The sequence below is a fragment of the Limimaricola cinnabarinus genome (genome assembly GCF_002723615.1).
Taxonomy (GTDB): Bacteria; Pseudomonadota; Alphaproteobacteria; order Rhodobacterales; family Rhodobacteraceae; genus Limimaricola; species Limimaricola cinnabarinus_B.
This window is the reverse complement of record NZ_KZ304990.1, coordinates 1-13607: the sequence shown is the minus strand read 5'-3', so window position 1 is coordinate 13607 and position 13607 is coordinate 1. Positions and strand designations below refer to the sequence as shown.

The 13607-nt window shown below is 61.6% G+C and carries 12 protein-coding genes and 2 pseudogenes; 5 read left to right on the top strand and 9 right to left on the bottom strand.

Translation table 11 applies throughout. From position 1 onward, the window contains the following. Positions 1-49: 49 nt before the first annotated feature. From istA to CJ301_RS17670, 4 genes are all read left to right on the top strand, one after another. Positions 50-1615, top strand: a complete 1566-nt coding sequence (gene istA / locus CJ301_RS17685; RefSeq protein ID WP_099278671.1) for an IS21 family transposase — start codon at positions 50-52, stop codon at positions 1613-1615. Beyond that, complete coding sequence (istB, locus tag CJ301_RS17680) at positions 1548-2276, top strand: IS21-like element helper ATPase IstB (protein WP_099278670.1); 729 nt, start codon at positions 1548-1550, stop codon at positions 2274-2276. Before istA ends, istB begins: the two co-directional genes overlap by 68 nt. Positions 2277-2534: 258 nt before the next feature. Further along, complete coding sequence (locus tag CJ301_RS17675) at positions 2535-4886, top strand: multicopper oxidase family protein (RefSeq protein ID WP_099278669.1); 2352 nt, start codon at positions 2535-2537, stop codon at positions 4884-4886. Next, the gene (locus tag CJ301_RS17670) at positions 4883-5881 is read left to right on the top strand and encodes an SCO family protein (RefSeq protein WP_099278668.1); all 999 of its coding nucleotides are present in this window, start codon (positions 4883-4885) and stop codon (positions 5879-5881) included. Before CJ301_RS17675 ends, CJ301_RS17670 begins: the two co-directional genes overlap by 4 nt. 104 nt (positions 5882-5985) lie before the next feature. On the opposite strand, the pseudogene CJ301_RS17665 reads toward CJ301_RS17670, so the two are convergent. From CJ301_RS17665 to CJ301_RS17625, 9 genes and pseudogenes are all read right to left on the bottom strand, one after another. Next, positions 5986-6384: pseudogene (locus tag CJ301_RS17665) on the bottom strand (IS30 family transposase); the annotation flags it as partial. A 36-nt stretch (positions 6385-6420) separates the two neighbouring features. Then, positions 6421-7058: pseudogene (locus CJ301_RS19420) on the bottom strand (helix-turn-helix domain-containing protein). Between the two features lie 111 nt (positions 7059-7169). Beyond that, positions 7170-8180 (bottom strand): IS30 family transposase, encoded by a 1011-nt coding sequence (locus CJ301_RS17655; protein WP_099278666.1) that lies wholly within the window; start codon positions 8178-8180, stop codon positions 7170-7172. Positions 8181-8396: 216 nt separating this feature from the next. Continuing rightward, on the bottom strand, positions 8397-9044 hold the full coding sequence (locus tag CJ301_RS17650) for a hypothetical protein (protein ID WP_162620616.1): 648 nt from the start codon (positions 9042-9044) through the stop codon (positions 8397-8399). Beyond that, a complete protein-coding gene (locus tag CJ301_RS17645; protein WP_099278664.1) occupies positions 9044-9655 on the bottom strand; it encodes a hypothetical protein in 612 nt (203 codons plus the stop codon). The genes CJ301_RS17650 and CJ301_RS17645 overlap by 1 nt, the downstream gene beginning before the upstream one ends. Before the next feature lie 336 nt (positions 9656-9991). Beyond that, the gene (locus tag CJ301_RS17640; protein WP_099278663.1) at positions 9992-10489 is read right to left on the bottom strand and encodes a hypothetical protein; all 498 of its coding nucleotides are present in this window, start codon (positions 10487-10489) and stop codon (positions 9992-9994) included. 928 nt (positions 10490-11417) lie between these two features. Then, positions 11418-11843: a hypothetical protein gene (locus CJ301_RS17635; protein ID WP_162620615.1), complete on the bottom strand. Its 426-nt coding sequence runs from the start codon at positions 11841-11843 to the stop codon at positions 11418-11420. Then, entirely contained in the window at positions 11836-12198 is a 363-nt protein-coding gene (locus tag CJ301_RS17630; protein ID WP_099278661.1) for a hypothetical protein, read from the bottom strand. The genes CJ301_RS17635 and CJ301_RS17630 overlap by 8 nt, the downstream gene beginning before the upstream one ends. A 246-nt stretch (positions 12199-12444) precedes the next feature. After that, complete coding sequence (locus CJ301_RS17625; RefSeq protein ID WP_099278660.1) at positions 12445-13005, bottom strand: type II toxin-antitoxin system PemK/MazF family toxin; 561 nt, start codon at positions 13003-13005, stop codon at positions 12445-12447. A gap of 279 nt (positions 13006-13284) precedes the next feature. On the opposite strand from CJ301_RS17625, the gene CJ301_RS17620 reads away from it, so the two are divergent. Next, the coding region (locus CJ301_RS17620; protein WP_162620614.1) for a hypothetical protein at positions 13285-13607 on the top strand (323 nt) is incomplete at its 3' end.

Here is a 13607-nt window from a genome sequence, read left to right as displayed (position 1 = left end):
TTACATCGGTGGCGATGATGCTCCCGGGGCAACCGGGGGCAGGTGCAGGATGTTGGTCGTGGAAACTATCGCGAAGATCCGTCGGGCATATTTCCAAGACAAAAAGCCTATCAAGCAGATCTGCCGGGAACTGCGCCTGTCGCGGAACACGGTGCGCAGGGTGATCCGGTCCGGGGTGACGGAGTTCAGCTATGAGCGCGGCGTCCAGCCGCAGCCCAAGATCGGGCCTTGGAAGGTCGATCTCGACCGGATGCTGGCGGAGAACGCCCGTAAGCAGAAGCGCGACCGGCTCACCCGCATCCGGATCTTCGAGGAGCTTCAGGCGCTTGGATACGAGGGCGGCTACGATGCCGTCCGGCGCTATGCCTCGTCATGGACAAGGACCGAGCGCGCAGCCTCGGCTGCCGCCTATGTGCCACTGAGCTTCGATCCTGGTGAAGCTTACCAGTTCGACTGGAGCCATGAGGTTGTCCTGATCGACGGGGTGACCACGACGGTGAAGGTGGCGCATGTCCGGCTCTGCTACAGCCGGATGCTGTTCGTGCGCGCCTATCCCCGCGAGACGCAGGAGATGGTCTTTGACGCGCACGACAAGGCCTTTGCCTTCTTCGGCGGAGCCTGCGCGCGGGGCATTTACGACAACATGAAGACCGCTGTGGATGCGATCTTCGTGGGCCGGGACCGCGCTTACAATCGCCGCTTCCAGCAGATGTGCGGGCACTACCTCGTTGATCCGGTCGCCTGCACGCCCGCTTCCGGCTGGGAGAAGGGCCAGGTCGAGAACCAGGTCGGCGTGGTTCGCCGGCGGTTCTTCGTGCCGCGGCCGCGGTTCAAGAGCTACGCCGAGCTTAACGCTTGGCTCGAGGACCGCTGTGTCGCCTGGGCCAAGAGGCACCCGCATCCCGAGTTGCGTGAGCGGACAACGTGGGAAGTCTTCGAGGAGGAGCGGCGGAGCCTTGTGCCCTATGCTGGCCGGTTCGACGGCTTCCACGCCGTCCCGGCCTCGGTGTCAAAGACTTGCCTCGTGCGGTTCGACAGCAACCGCTACTCGGTGGATGCCCGCGCGGTCGGTCGGGCCGTCGAGATCCGCGCCTATGCCGAACGGATCGAGATCTGGCAGGACGGCAAGATCGTCGGCGAGCATGCCCGCGCCTTCGGTCGCGGCCAGGACATCTACAACCCGCTGCATTACGTCCCGGTGCTCACTCGCAAGCCCGGCGCGCTCCGGAACGGGGCGCCGTTCAAGGACTGGGAACTGCCGGCGGCGATGCGGCGGGTGCAGCGCAAGCTCGGCCGCGTCCCGAACGGAGACCGCCAGATGGTCGAGATCCTCAGCGCGGTCCTGACCGACGGCTTGGACGCAGTGGAGGCGGCCTGCGCCGAGGCGCTGAGAGAAGGGGTCCATTCCTCCGCCGTCGTTCTCAATATCCTCGCCCGCCGCCGCGAGCCCGCGCCGCCCCTGACCATCGCGACGCCGGACGCACTGCGTCTGACCTGCGAGCCGGTCGCCGATTGCAGACGCTATGACAGCCTCAGGAGACCGGACCATGGAAAGATCGCAGGTGCTGGACATGATGGGCCAGCTCAAGCTCTACGGAATGAAGGCGGCCTATGATGAGATCATCGCCACCGCCGTGAAGCGGCAACACGAGCCCCAGAAGATCGTCGGCGACCTTCTGAGCGCCGAGATCAGCGAGAAGCAGGCGCGTTCGATCAAATACCAGATGACCATCGCCAAGCTGCCGCTGGCCAAGGAGGTCGACGAATTCGACTTCGAGGAGACACCGGTCAACGAGACGCTGGTCCGCGACCTGGTGGGTGGAGGTTTCCTCGAGCAGCAGCGCAACGTCGTGCTGATCGGCGGGACTGGAACCGGCAAATCGCACCTTGCCGTCGGCATCGCCCGGGCCTGTATTCGAGGCGGCAAGCGCGGGCGGTTCTTCAACGTTGTAGACCTCATGAACAAACTCGATGCCGAGGCCCGCGCCGACCGCCAAGGCCGCACCACCGATCTGCTCTGTCGCCTGGACTTCGTGATCCTCGATGAACTCGGTTATTTGCCCTTCGCCCAGACCGGCGGGCAGCTGCTCTTCCACCTGATCAGCCGTCTTTACGAGCGGACCTCGATCCTCGTGACCACGAACCTTGATTTCGGCGAATGGCCGAGCGTCTTCGGAGACGCCAAGATGACTACGGCGCTGCTCGATCGGCTCACCCATCACTGCGACATCGTAGAGACCGGCAATGAGAGCTGGCGCTTCAAAACTCGAGCATGAGCCCCGGATGATTGCTGGCACGACCGGCTGCGCCGTTTGGAAGCTACGCCGTCTCGGACCAGCTTCCTAAGCGCTCCGGGGGGGGGGGTGAGTTTTCGATGCCGATAGGGGGTCAAAATTGGGCGCCGATTGACACAAGCCCCTAATTCTGTTTAAGACGTTCGGTCGATAGACAATTTCTTCTCATTAACCAATCATAGGGAGAGGCAATATTCGCACGGCGCTTCGCAATTTGCGGAGCGCCCACGGGAGGGATTTATGTATCTCAAGCCTCACGCATCCCGCCGCCGCAAAAAGGAAGCGCAAAACGCTCGCAACAATCGTGCCGAAATCGTCAAGGCTCTTACGCAGGGCCATGTAAGCCGACGCGAGTTGTTCAAGTGGGGTATATTCACCGGCCTCGGCACGTTGGCGACCATCAACGGCCTCAGTCCCTTCGCAACAAGCGCTTATGCCTCGGTGCCGACCGGCGTGCCGCGCAGCCCGACTTTCGGTGCCATGCCCTTCACCTATCGGATGCCGCGCCTGCGGCTGGAGGAGCCGCACAAGCTCACGGAGAAGCCGAACGGCTACGAGCTCGATCTGGCCTTTCCCGGCTATCTGGACGAGCCGGAGGCAAGACGGCTTTCCTACCACACCCAGTTCACCGAATCCGGGGGCGACGACTACCGCAATCCGCGGTTCTCGGGTGGCCCGATGGAGGGCCGGCCGCCGGGCGAGTATTTCGCCCATCAGAGATGGCGGGAATACCTCCCGCAAAAGGCGTTCATCATGACGCTGGGCCGGCTGCAGAACGGCTATTCCTTCCACCCCAATTTTCCAGAGCAGGACCGCGACAGCGTCTGGACCTTCAATACCGGTCGCGAAGAGGAATCCGTGCTTCCACCGCCGCTGCTGAAAGTGCGTTACGGTGAGCCGGTCATATTCCGTCATTACAATGCATTGCCCGAGGATCGCCGCAAGAACAATGGCTTCGGCTCGATCAGCATGGCCACGCATAACCATAACGCTCATAACGCATCGGCCAGCGACGGGGCCTCCAATGCCCATTTCTACCCCGGGCAGTTCTACGATTATCACTGGTCGACGACCTTGGCGCGGGCCGACATGATCAACACCGATGCCAGCGATCCGCGTGCCTCCGGGCCCGACGGATACGGCGGTCTGACCTATGTGAAGGGGGATCACCGCGAGCTGCAAAGCTCGCTATGGTTCCACGACCATCGCTTCTTCTTCACCGCCGAGAACGTCTACAAGGGCCATCTCGGCGCGCTGAATTACTATAGCGGCCCCGATCGCGGCAACGAGGCCCTCGATGACGGGGTCAATCACAGGCTGCCGAGTGGGACCGAACTCGACTGGGGCAATATCGACTTCGACGTCAATCTGATGATTTCGGACGCGGCGCTGGACGAGGACGGACAGTATTTCTTCGACATCTTCGAAACCATAGGTTTCCTCGGCGACCTGCTGCTGGTCAATTTCGCCTACAAGCCTTTCTTCGAAGTGTTGCCGCGCAAATACCGCTTCCGATTGCTCAATGCCTGCATGTCGCGCTTCATTCGGCCCGGGCTGATCAACGACAGGAACCGCTGGGTGCCGATGAAGGTGATCGCCACCGACGGCAACCTGATGGTCAACCCGGTCTCGGTGAACCTGCTCGATCCGATGGGCACGGCCGAGCGCTTTGACGTGGTGGTCGATTTCAGCGAGTTCCCGGTCGGGAGCAGGATCCGGATGCTCAACGTCGCGGAGCACGAGGAAGGCGGCAAGCCGAAGGAGTACCTGTCGCGGCGGGACGCGATCGATCAGGACACCGACGACCCCGGCGTGGGCACTTTCCTCGAATTCCGCGTGGTGGGCGAAGTCGATTCGGTCGATAATCCCGGCAAGAAGCATTACGCTTCCGATCCTGATTACAGCCGGGTTCCGTCGCAGCTTACCGAACAGATCCCGATCGTCGATCCGGTCCGCGTCCGTCATCTCGAATTTAAGGGTACGGATAGAGAGGAAGGTTTGGAAACGGGTGAGTGCTTCCCCGACTGCGACGATCGGAACATCGAGGGCTTCGGTTGGACGATCCGGGTCAACGGCGAGTCGAACCATTTTCTCAATGCCAACCGAGTCAGCATGCTTGTCCCGGAGCCGGGCGTGACCGAGCACTGGATCATCGAGAACAGCAGCGGTGGTTGGGATCATCCGGTTCACCTTCATTTCGAGGAAGGCGTTACCATCGACCGCGACGGACGCCGGCTCTCACGTCTCGAGCGCGGCGCACGCAAGGATGTCTGGCGCACCGGAGCAGGTGGCCAGGTCCGGGTCCAGGTCACCTTCGGGGAATATGGCGGGGCCTACGTAACGCATTGTCACAACACGGTTCACGAGGACTGGGCCATGCTGGCACGCTATGACGTCTTGACCGATCCCAATGATCCGAACCAGTCGTCACAGCATGTTAGCGTGATCCCGACGCCCGATCCCTCGAAATACGGCGTGACCTACCGGGACCCCGAAATCCTGCCCGAGGGCAACCCGTTCTCGAAGGAGTATACCGGAAACCCGATGGTCGGTGATGATGATGATGACGACAAGCCGCGGAGACGGGGATGATACGTCGGCGTTCACTCTTCGGCGCGATCGCTCTCGCGACCACGCTCGCCGCCACCTCGGCCCTACCCGGACGCTGGGGTCTGGATTACTTTCCGAATACATCGCTACTGGATCAGGAGGGCCAGGAGCTCCGCTTCGTAGATGACTTGCTCGATGGAAGGATCGCGGTGGTCAATTTCTTCTACCTCGACTGCCCCGATATCTGCGGCCTCGCCACCGCGCGGATGGCCAAGGTGTATGAATGGCTCGGCGAGCGCGTGGGCGAGGATATCGTCATCATCTCGATCTCCCTCACCCCCGAGCGCGACACGCCCGAGGAACTGGCCGCCTATGCCGAGGCCTTTGGTGCCGGCGAGGGCTGGTATTTCCTCACCGGCGAGCCGGAGGAGGTCGAGGAGTTGCGCTACAAGCTCGGCGAACGCAGCACGCGGCTGAGCGACCACCGCAGCGACATGCTGATCGGCAATGTCGCGACCGGCGAATGGCGCCGCACCTCGCTGATGGGAAATCTAGCGGCCGCGACCGCCGACATCCTCGCGCTCGACCCGGACTGGGAACCGCCAAGGACTCCCGCAAAGGTTCTCGACGGCGCCACGCTCGATAGCTTTGCCGAAAAGAGCCGGGTCGGAGAAGGCCTGTTCAGCAAGGGCTGCGCCGCCTGCCATTCGATCGGTGCCGGGGTGCGCGTCGGCCCTGATCTCGAAGGCGTAACGCTCAGGCGAGATCACGATTGGCTCATGCGCTACATCAGGACGCCGGACCGGATGCTGGCTGAGGGCGATCCCATCGCGGTTAAGCTCGACCAAGAGTATCCCACGGTTCGCATGCCACGTTTCGGTCTCGGTGAAAAGGATGCGGCGGACCTTATCTCTTACCTGCACGCAGAAACCCTGCGCCTCGAAGAGCTCCCAAGGGAGGGGAGCGCTTCCGACCAAGCGCACAACATGGATGGGAAAGACACTCACGGCAATGATGCAGCCGGTCACGCACATTGAGCCCACAGAGATCGAGCGCCTGACCTTGGTCCCGAGCAGACCGTGGTCCACGTAGGACGCTCCCGATCAACCGCTGTGGATTCAATGCTGGTTGCGACACGGGTTCAGGACCGGTCGAGCTGACGGAGTTCTTCGGCGAAGGCCTCGGCCGGTGTCCGGTAGCCGAGGCAGCGCCTTGGTGTGGCGTTCAGCTGGGCGCTGATCTCAGCCATCGCGTGGTCTGACAGTGCGGCGATAGCCGTATCACGGGGCAGGTAGCGGCGGGCGCGCTTCTTGAGGTTCTCGACCGAGCCCTTCTGCCAAGGTGCTTGCGGGTCGCAGAACCACGCCTTGGGGCCCATTCCTGTTCTCAGATCACGCCAGCGGTTGAACTCGAACCCCCGGTCGAAGGTGATCGAGCGCCGTGCGGACAGGGACAGGAGCGACAGCAGGGTGTTCAGGCGGTTCATCAACTGCTTCGAGCTACGGTCGTTGTTTCGGAACAGGACGTGTGAGCGATACTTGAACCGCGACTCCGCAGTGATCTCAGGGTAGGGCGCTCACGGTCTCTTCTCCAGCATCTTGGCGCGGAACACCTCTGCGGGGGTCTTCCACCCGAGACATTTGCGGGGCGTGGCGTTCAGCCGATCGCAGATCTCGCGGATGTCGTGGTCCGAGAGTTGGCCGATGTCGCGGTCTCTGGGCAGCCAGCGGCGGGCGCGACGGTTGGTGTTCTCGACCGGGCCCTTCTGCCAAGGTGCGGAGTGGTCGCAGACCCAGCTGCTCGTGCCGATCTTGGCCTGCGGGTGGGGCCAGGAGACGATCGCGGCGCCCCGGCCGAAGGTCATCGGTCGGCGCGCCGGTAGGGGCAGGGCGCGGATGACCGCGATGACCTTGTCCATGATGGGCCGGGTCCGCTTGTCGGCGTTCTTCAGAAGCACGGTGAAGCGAATGCCGGATCAGCTTGCGCTGGCGGGCACGCCGATCGCGGGTTCTCAGCTGCGCGGCCATGGCGAAGTAGCCCATGACCTTCGGCAGGCAGGGGTCCTAGAAGTGATTGCGCCTGAGCTCGCGGAAAATGGTCGAGCGATGTCGGCGCAGCTACCCGTGTCATCTCGTTCACGGACACCCTGGCATGGCGTCAGCGTTCGATCTTGCGGCACTCCTCGAGCGTCAGCTGCGCGTAGACACGTCCCATACTGGAAAACTCCTGCTTGATAGGACATTGTTTCAAACAAGAGTCACGGCTGGAGGTAGCGCACGCGCCGCTTGTGAGCTCACGCTGAAGCGCAATTCCGGCAGGCTCATTCTACTCGCCTGACTGCATCGCCTCCATCAGCTTTTCCCGGAAGACTTCGGCCGGGGTCCGGTAGCCTAAGCACTTCCGAGGCGTGGCGTTGAGGCGATCGCAGATCGAAGTCAGATATCGATCCGTGATCGCCGTGGGGTCGGTCTTGCGGGGGAGATATTTTCGGAGTCGGTTGTTGGTGTTTTCGACCGTGCCTTTCTGCCACGGCGATTGCGGGTCGTAGAACCAGGGAGCCACGCCGAGACCGGCCTTGAGATGCGCCCAGGCGGTGAACTCGGTGCCGCGGTCGAAGGTGATGGAGCGGCGGGCGGGTTGGGGCAGGGCCTTCAGGCCGGAGATCAGGGTCTCCATGACGGGCTTGGAGGTCCGGTCGGCGTTCTTAGCCAAGACGGTGAAGCGGCTGACGCGCTCGACCAGGGAGGTCACGTTGGCCTTGCCGAACCCCTTGCGAAACATCACCAGGTCGCACTCCCAATGGCCGAACTGCTGGCGCTCGGAGACCTCCACGGGCCGCAGCGAAATGCTGTGTTCATTGCTGAATCTGCGACCATGGTGGCGGCGCGTGCCGCGCGGCCGGCGACGGCGGCGGTGCTCCGGCAGATGACGATAGAGCGCCTCGGATCGGCCATCTCCGGAATAGGCGTAGCGGTAGATGGTCTCGTGGCTGACGGACGTGGCGTGGCGCTCGAGCTTCATCCGACCCGCAATCTGCTCGGGCGACCAGCCGGCCTTGAGACGGTCGACCACGGCAGCCTTCACGGCCGGGTGCCGGACCAGCTTGCGATGGATGGCACGTCGCCTCTCGTAAGCTCGTTGCGCGGTCATGCCGTAGTAGCCGCTCAGATGGGGTATCTCATCATCCACGAAGCGATTGCGCCGCATCTCCCGGTAAAGCGTGGAAGGCGAGCGGCCGAGCCGCAGTGCGATCTCTTTCATCGGCAATTTTGCCTCGCGCCACCGCGCGAGTTTCTGGCGCTCTTCGAGATCCAGATGTGCGTAGCAGGTGCCCATCGATTGCTCTCCATGTAACCATCTGTTTCCATACAGAAGTTGCACTTCGAACGTGAATCCACCCACACGCACGATTTTTGCGTGTAATGAACGTTATGTAAAGAAGCAGCTGCGATCTGCAGCCGCAGCCGCAGCCGCAGCCGAGATTTGAACCAAATTCGTATCTTGGTTCGATGCTCTGCAAGTCATATTGCCCGCAAGGCATCAAATTTCTGATTAGCCCTTGATGTCCAATGACGGCCAAAGCGCTCGTTGCTGCAACGGGAGAACGCTCCGAACGATTTCGAGATACTGCTCGGCCTTCGGAATCACAGGCGTATCATCGTCCAGCTCGTAGAGCTCGATGATGCAGGACCATGGCATAGGGCAATCCTCCGCATCCTCCCCAATACTGTCCGGATCATCGATCATCGCCATGTCGAACAGAACGCGCGCTTTCCCGAAGATCACGACGCACATACGATAGTCATCATAATCAGTGTTCGCGATCATTTTGTAGCGAACCACGTCCTCGTGCACGTGCTCAGCCATATAAAGGTGTTCCAAAGCGATTTGCGCCGCACGTTCCTTCAAGCCTCCGTTCGAAAGATCCGCATAGCAGCGAAATTCGACTTCATCTTTCTCTGAGACCAAGAAGCCTTCGAGATGCCTTTCGAGCCCGGCATAATCGAAGAACCTGGCGGTGTGACATGACATCATTCCGACGATATCTCCAGGCTGCGCGCCATCAATCTGTGGCAAATTCCATTGCAGGGCGCTCATAGGACGAAAAATGCGTGCCTGAAATGACTTCTCTTCACCATGAGCAACTTCTTGATTGAAAGAAATGATATGGCCGCAGGGTCTTGTTTCTGGCTCACGCATTATTGCAGGCCCTCCGAATATTGGGCTTTCACATTTGCATTAAGAAGCTCTTTCGGCTGGGGGAATTCGATCCGGGACGCCTTCAGAGGCGAGCTGAATTCTCGCATGAACAAGAAATACGCCTTCATTTCCGAAATTGTCTGTCGCGCCGTTTCCAGCGACTTCTCGGCGTGAATGATCGCCCGGATATCGCTCACCGTTTCCGTATCGTTTTTCTGGTCGAAAACAGAGCCGATCACGACGGTAAACTTCTCGAAGTGCAATGTTTCGCATTTGCCCTCGGCCCTGCCGAGAAGGGCGAGGTAGGAGCGCGCGGGGGTATGCACCGAAAGCCAGCTGTCCGTGAGGGCCTTGACGGTGTCATGAGCCTCGGGCGTCATGTTGAAAACGGTCGCATCGCAGGTCCGACCATCTCCATTCGCCACAACGGCATACGAATATTCGGACGCCGAGCCGGTGCGATATTGCTTCCCGACGCCGTGCGCGAGGCTGATCGCAAGAAGCTCATCCTTTGCGGCAGTCTTCAAAGAACGCAGGCGCGAAAGAACACGCGTGGGAAACGTGGGTCGCGGGGGCAGGACGAAGGCGAAGGCGGGGGTGACGGTCAGCATCGTGGATCCTTTGGGTTGGTCGATTTTGGTGTTCTCAGTATCTGGGTCCGTCTGCCAAAGGCGAAAAATGGAGTTGGTCAGACGTTGGATGATCGTGCCTTGCACAGCTGGAGCCTCCGCCAACGTCCCTTCGGAGAGCCAGGCGCGCTTGGCCCCGCGAAGGCTGGGGGTGTCAGTGAGGTGTTTCGTGCAGACAGTCGCGAGAGATGTGCATGCGCCAAGCCGCAACCTCTGCGACGGCGCGGAAAGAGCTTACCTTCCAGGGAACGTTTTAAGTTATCGGGGAGCCGGGGACTGCTGTGCGCAGTCCCCGGCCGAGAGAGCAATTCAGCTGGTTTAGTAGTAGCCAGCTTCCTGATCTTCCTCGCAATCGAAGAAGGCGACGATGTCGAGATCGGGAAACTTCTCCCGCAGCGCCTCGATGATTCCGTGGGGCGGGCTCCAGGCCGTGGTGAAGCTATAGGTCGCCGTCTCCTCGTCGGTGTCCTCGAAGACGTCGATCGCCCCCCATTTCGTGCCCCAATGCGCGTCACGCCAGCAATCGGGATCAAGCCGAGCCAGTCCCTTGAATTGGGCCAGTTCCGCTTCCGACAGCGGACGGGCCACCTTCTCTCCGTCCAGACCTTCTCCTTCGATCCAGTGGCCATGGGTCTGGACTTCGCCATCGACGACAAAGTCCATTTTTCCCGATTTCATCAGGTCGAAGAAGGCTGGCTCCGGAACGACCTTCTCAAAGGCGAACATGGAGGCGTCGGACTGCACGAGTTCGTAGAACTCGGCCATGTCTTCTTCTTCGCCGGTGACAGTGATGCGGTTGTCGCAATAGTTGGGCATGGTGGTCTCCTTGGCATGCCGATAGGGACCGCTCCGCCGGTCACGGCAGAGCGAGATTTGGTTTGATTGAGAATTCCGATCTGACCCGCTTGTCCTGCGCCACCCCGGCGCAAGGCATGCCTTGCATTGCGCGGCATCACGCTGCTTGCGTCATGCCGACGATCGGGTCTTGAACAGGGTCGAGCCCCGCGGGCTTCAGTAGAGGGTGGAAGGGGTGAGCCCGATCCCCCAAGGGGGGACATCCAAATATGAGGGAACGTCCGGGCTGAAAGGCCGGGCAGGCATGCCCTGCCGATCTGCCGGGGCGCCCGGTAGGTAAGTTCGATGCATCATTCGTATTTCAGAAGGCAAAGGACGACCTGCACCGTGAAACGGCAGAGCCGCAAAACGGTGTTGAAACGAGGATTCAAACCGGGTAGCAAGCCTGTGCTAGAGAACTTGAAAGCCCTTTGGAGCCTCGGTTTCGAAGGGTTTTCTTTTGCCCGTATCTGCTCCTTGTTTTGTTCTTGTCTTGACATGGCGCGAAGGCGGCCAAGGCCCTTATGCCATTCGTGCTTGCTAAGCGTCCGAGCCGTTAGTGGTCGTCGGTGTGCTTCGCGACACGGCACGTTACTAGCTAAGAAAAAACCCTTTTGTCACGGGGGGATTCAAACCAGAGGGCTCCTCATCGCAGCTTCCCGTAAGCGCTTATGGTTGCCCAATGAAACAAGGGGAATTCCGCTCGAAACGACCACCATTGTCGGGATTTTTTCGGCACCTCGCAAACTCATCACGAACTATAACATTTCCGTGATTTTTCCGGGTCTCTTGACTTAAAATCGTGTCCGTCGATCAAAAGAGAAAACGGAGATGTTGGCAGCGACCTGGCTGCCCGAGCTTTCCCCATATGCAGCCACGGGCCGAGGCTTTGTGCTCGGCCCCTGCCCTTTCACCCTCGAAGCTCTGCCGCGATCTGCTCTGCGCGCAGCCGGTTGCGCACCGCGTCGATCCGTTCGACGAGAAGCTTCAGCGCTGACTGCAGGGCGATCAGCGCCATCGCGGCCTCGTTCGAAACTTGCTGCTCGTAGCCCCCCGAGACCGCATGCTCATCGGCGATGTAATGCCGCTTCGTGCCTTGGCGGATGGCTGCATCGAGGTCGCCCGCGAAAGTGCGGGACGCTTCGACGTCGAGCGCCGAGAAGATCGTGGTCTGCGCCAGCTCCCGGCGCAGCATCGCGGCTTGGCGCTGCTGCGAGAGCGACAGGCTCTGCGCCTTCTCGGCCTTTGCAAAAGCGGCCTCGGTGGCTTCTGCGGCATCCAGGGCATGGTTGATCCGCACTACGAGGCTGTCGCTCCCATGACACCGCTCACACATGGTAAGCCTCCGTCTCCTGCTGCGACTGCGCCGCGCAGAGCGCGTCCTTCAGGGCTTCGGAAAGCAGGCAGATATCCTCGACATGCGGCGAAGTCGGATCGATCGCCGCGAAGCATTCTGCTTCGATGCGGCCGTCGTCATGCACATGCTCGAGGCGAAGCAAGCCGAGCAGGGCCTTTGCATCGCGCGCGGTCCTGCGCGTCAGCGGCACCGGTTGACGGAGATCGTCGAGCAGGCGCTGCGCACGCAGAAGCCACGGTTGACCGCCGAGGCACCAGGCCGCGTTCTGGAGCGCGACGTCGTATTGCCAGGCGAACCGGTGCAGAGCGGAAGGGGGGATGAACGTGTCGAACATGAAATCTTTCCTTGAGATGTGGGGCCCGGCGGCACGCCGCGGGCGACAAGGCGGCCCCGTCCAGATGGGAGGGCAGCAACGGATTGGCGGTGGAGGTCTCGAGGCTCTTTTCCGGATGACTTGGGACGCATCGGATGCTGCGGGGGCTCTCACTCCGGTGAGCTCCCGCAGAAGCCGATGGCCGAAGTTGCCCCTTGTTCAGGGATCCGAGTGTTGGATGACCGCGGTCGCGCGACGGACGCGGCGCTACCCTTCCGACTGGAGGTTGATGTCTCGCCGGTCGGGCGGCTTGCAGGACAGCAGGGGCCGGTTGCGGCAATGGTTGATGGGGACCGGCGCGCAGGTGGGGCGCGCCCGACCCCAAGGCGGCCGCCGATCAGATCCGCGCGTGACGTGCCTCTGGACAAGCGCGAGCCGTGCCGCGGCGGCCCCGGTAAGCTGTCCGATGACGGCAGTATTCAAAACGGGGTGGGGCTCGAACGCAGGGTCGTCGAGCGCCACGCTCAGCCGTCGCGCCGCATCGAAGACGGTCGGCTTGCGCAGCGAAGCGCAGGCCAGCTCGTCCGGGTCAGTTACCGGCACCAGCAGGCGAGGCGCACGGGGCCGGCCGCTCGAGGTGCCATAGGCGAGCGTCGCAATGCGCTGACCGTTCTCGACATGGGTGGCGAGCACGAGCGTAGGGCGCACCTTCGGTGGCTCATCGCCGTCGCGTTCATGCGGAAAACGGTAGGCGACGATATCGCCGGCGCGCAGCGTCGATCTCCAGTCCGGTTGCGATGACTGGCAGGCAGGAAGCGTCGAATGCATGGGGCAGGATCCTTCGGAGAATTTATCTCCGCCCGTCCCGCTGGCTCGCGAGAGCGCTGATGTCCGGTCGGGCGGCACCCGTCGCGCCCGACCGGACATCAGTGACCTTGCGCGCCTCCCCGCCACTCCCAACACTCTGCTGTTCGGCTACAAAGACCTTTCAGAAAAATGCACTGGTCGTCCTAAATGTATGTTTTATTAAGATTCAAACCTTCACCTGCGGATTTTGCGATTTCGGAAGGAGACCAATTTCCCGGTCATCGCAACCGGAGACACAGCATGACCACGACCCCCATCACCCGCCCCTTCTTCGACACCGCCGCCAGCATTGCGGAAAGCTGCCTGCGGCGTCTCGAGGCGATCTGTCCGCTCGAGGCGTTCGACACGATCATCGATCCCGCCGCAGGACCCGGCGCGCTGTCGACCAGCCTGCGCAATCGGATCGCCATGGATATGGTCTCGCGCCCCGCCGGCCTCTGCGTCGCGAATTTCGCGGCCTCGATGTCCGACGGCGACTTCGGCCGTGCCTTGGTGGTCGGTAGCGCGGAGCCCGGCAGGAACGGCACGTCTGCCGTGGCGTTTTTCAACGCTGCCGCCTCTAA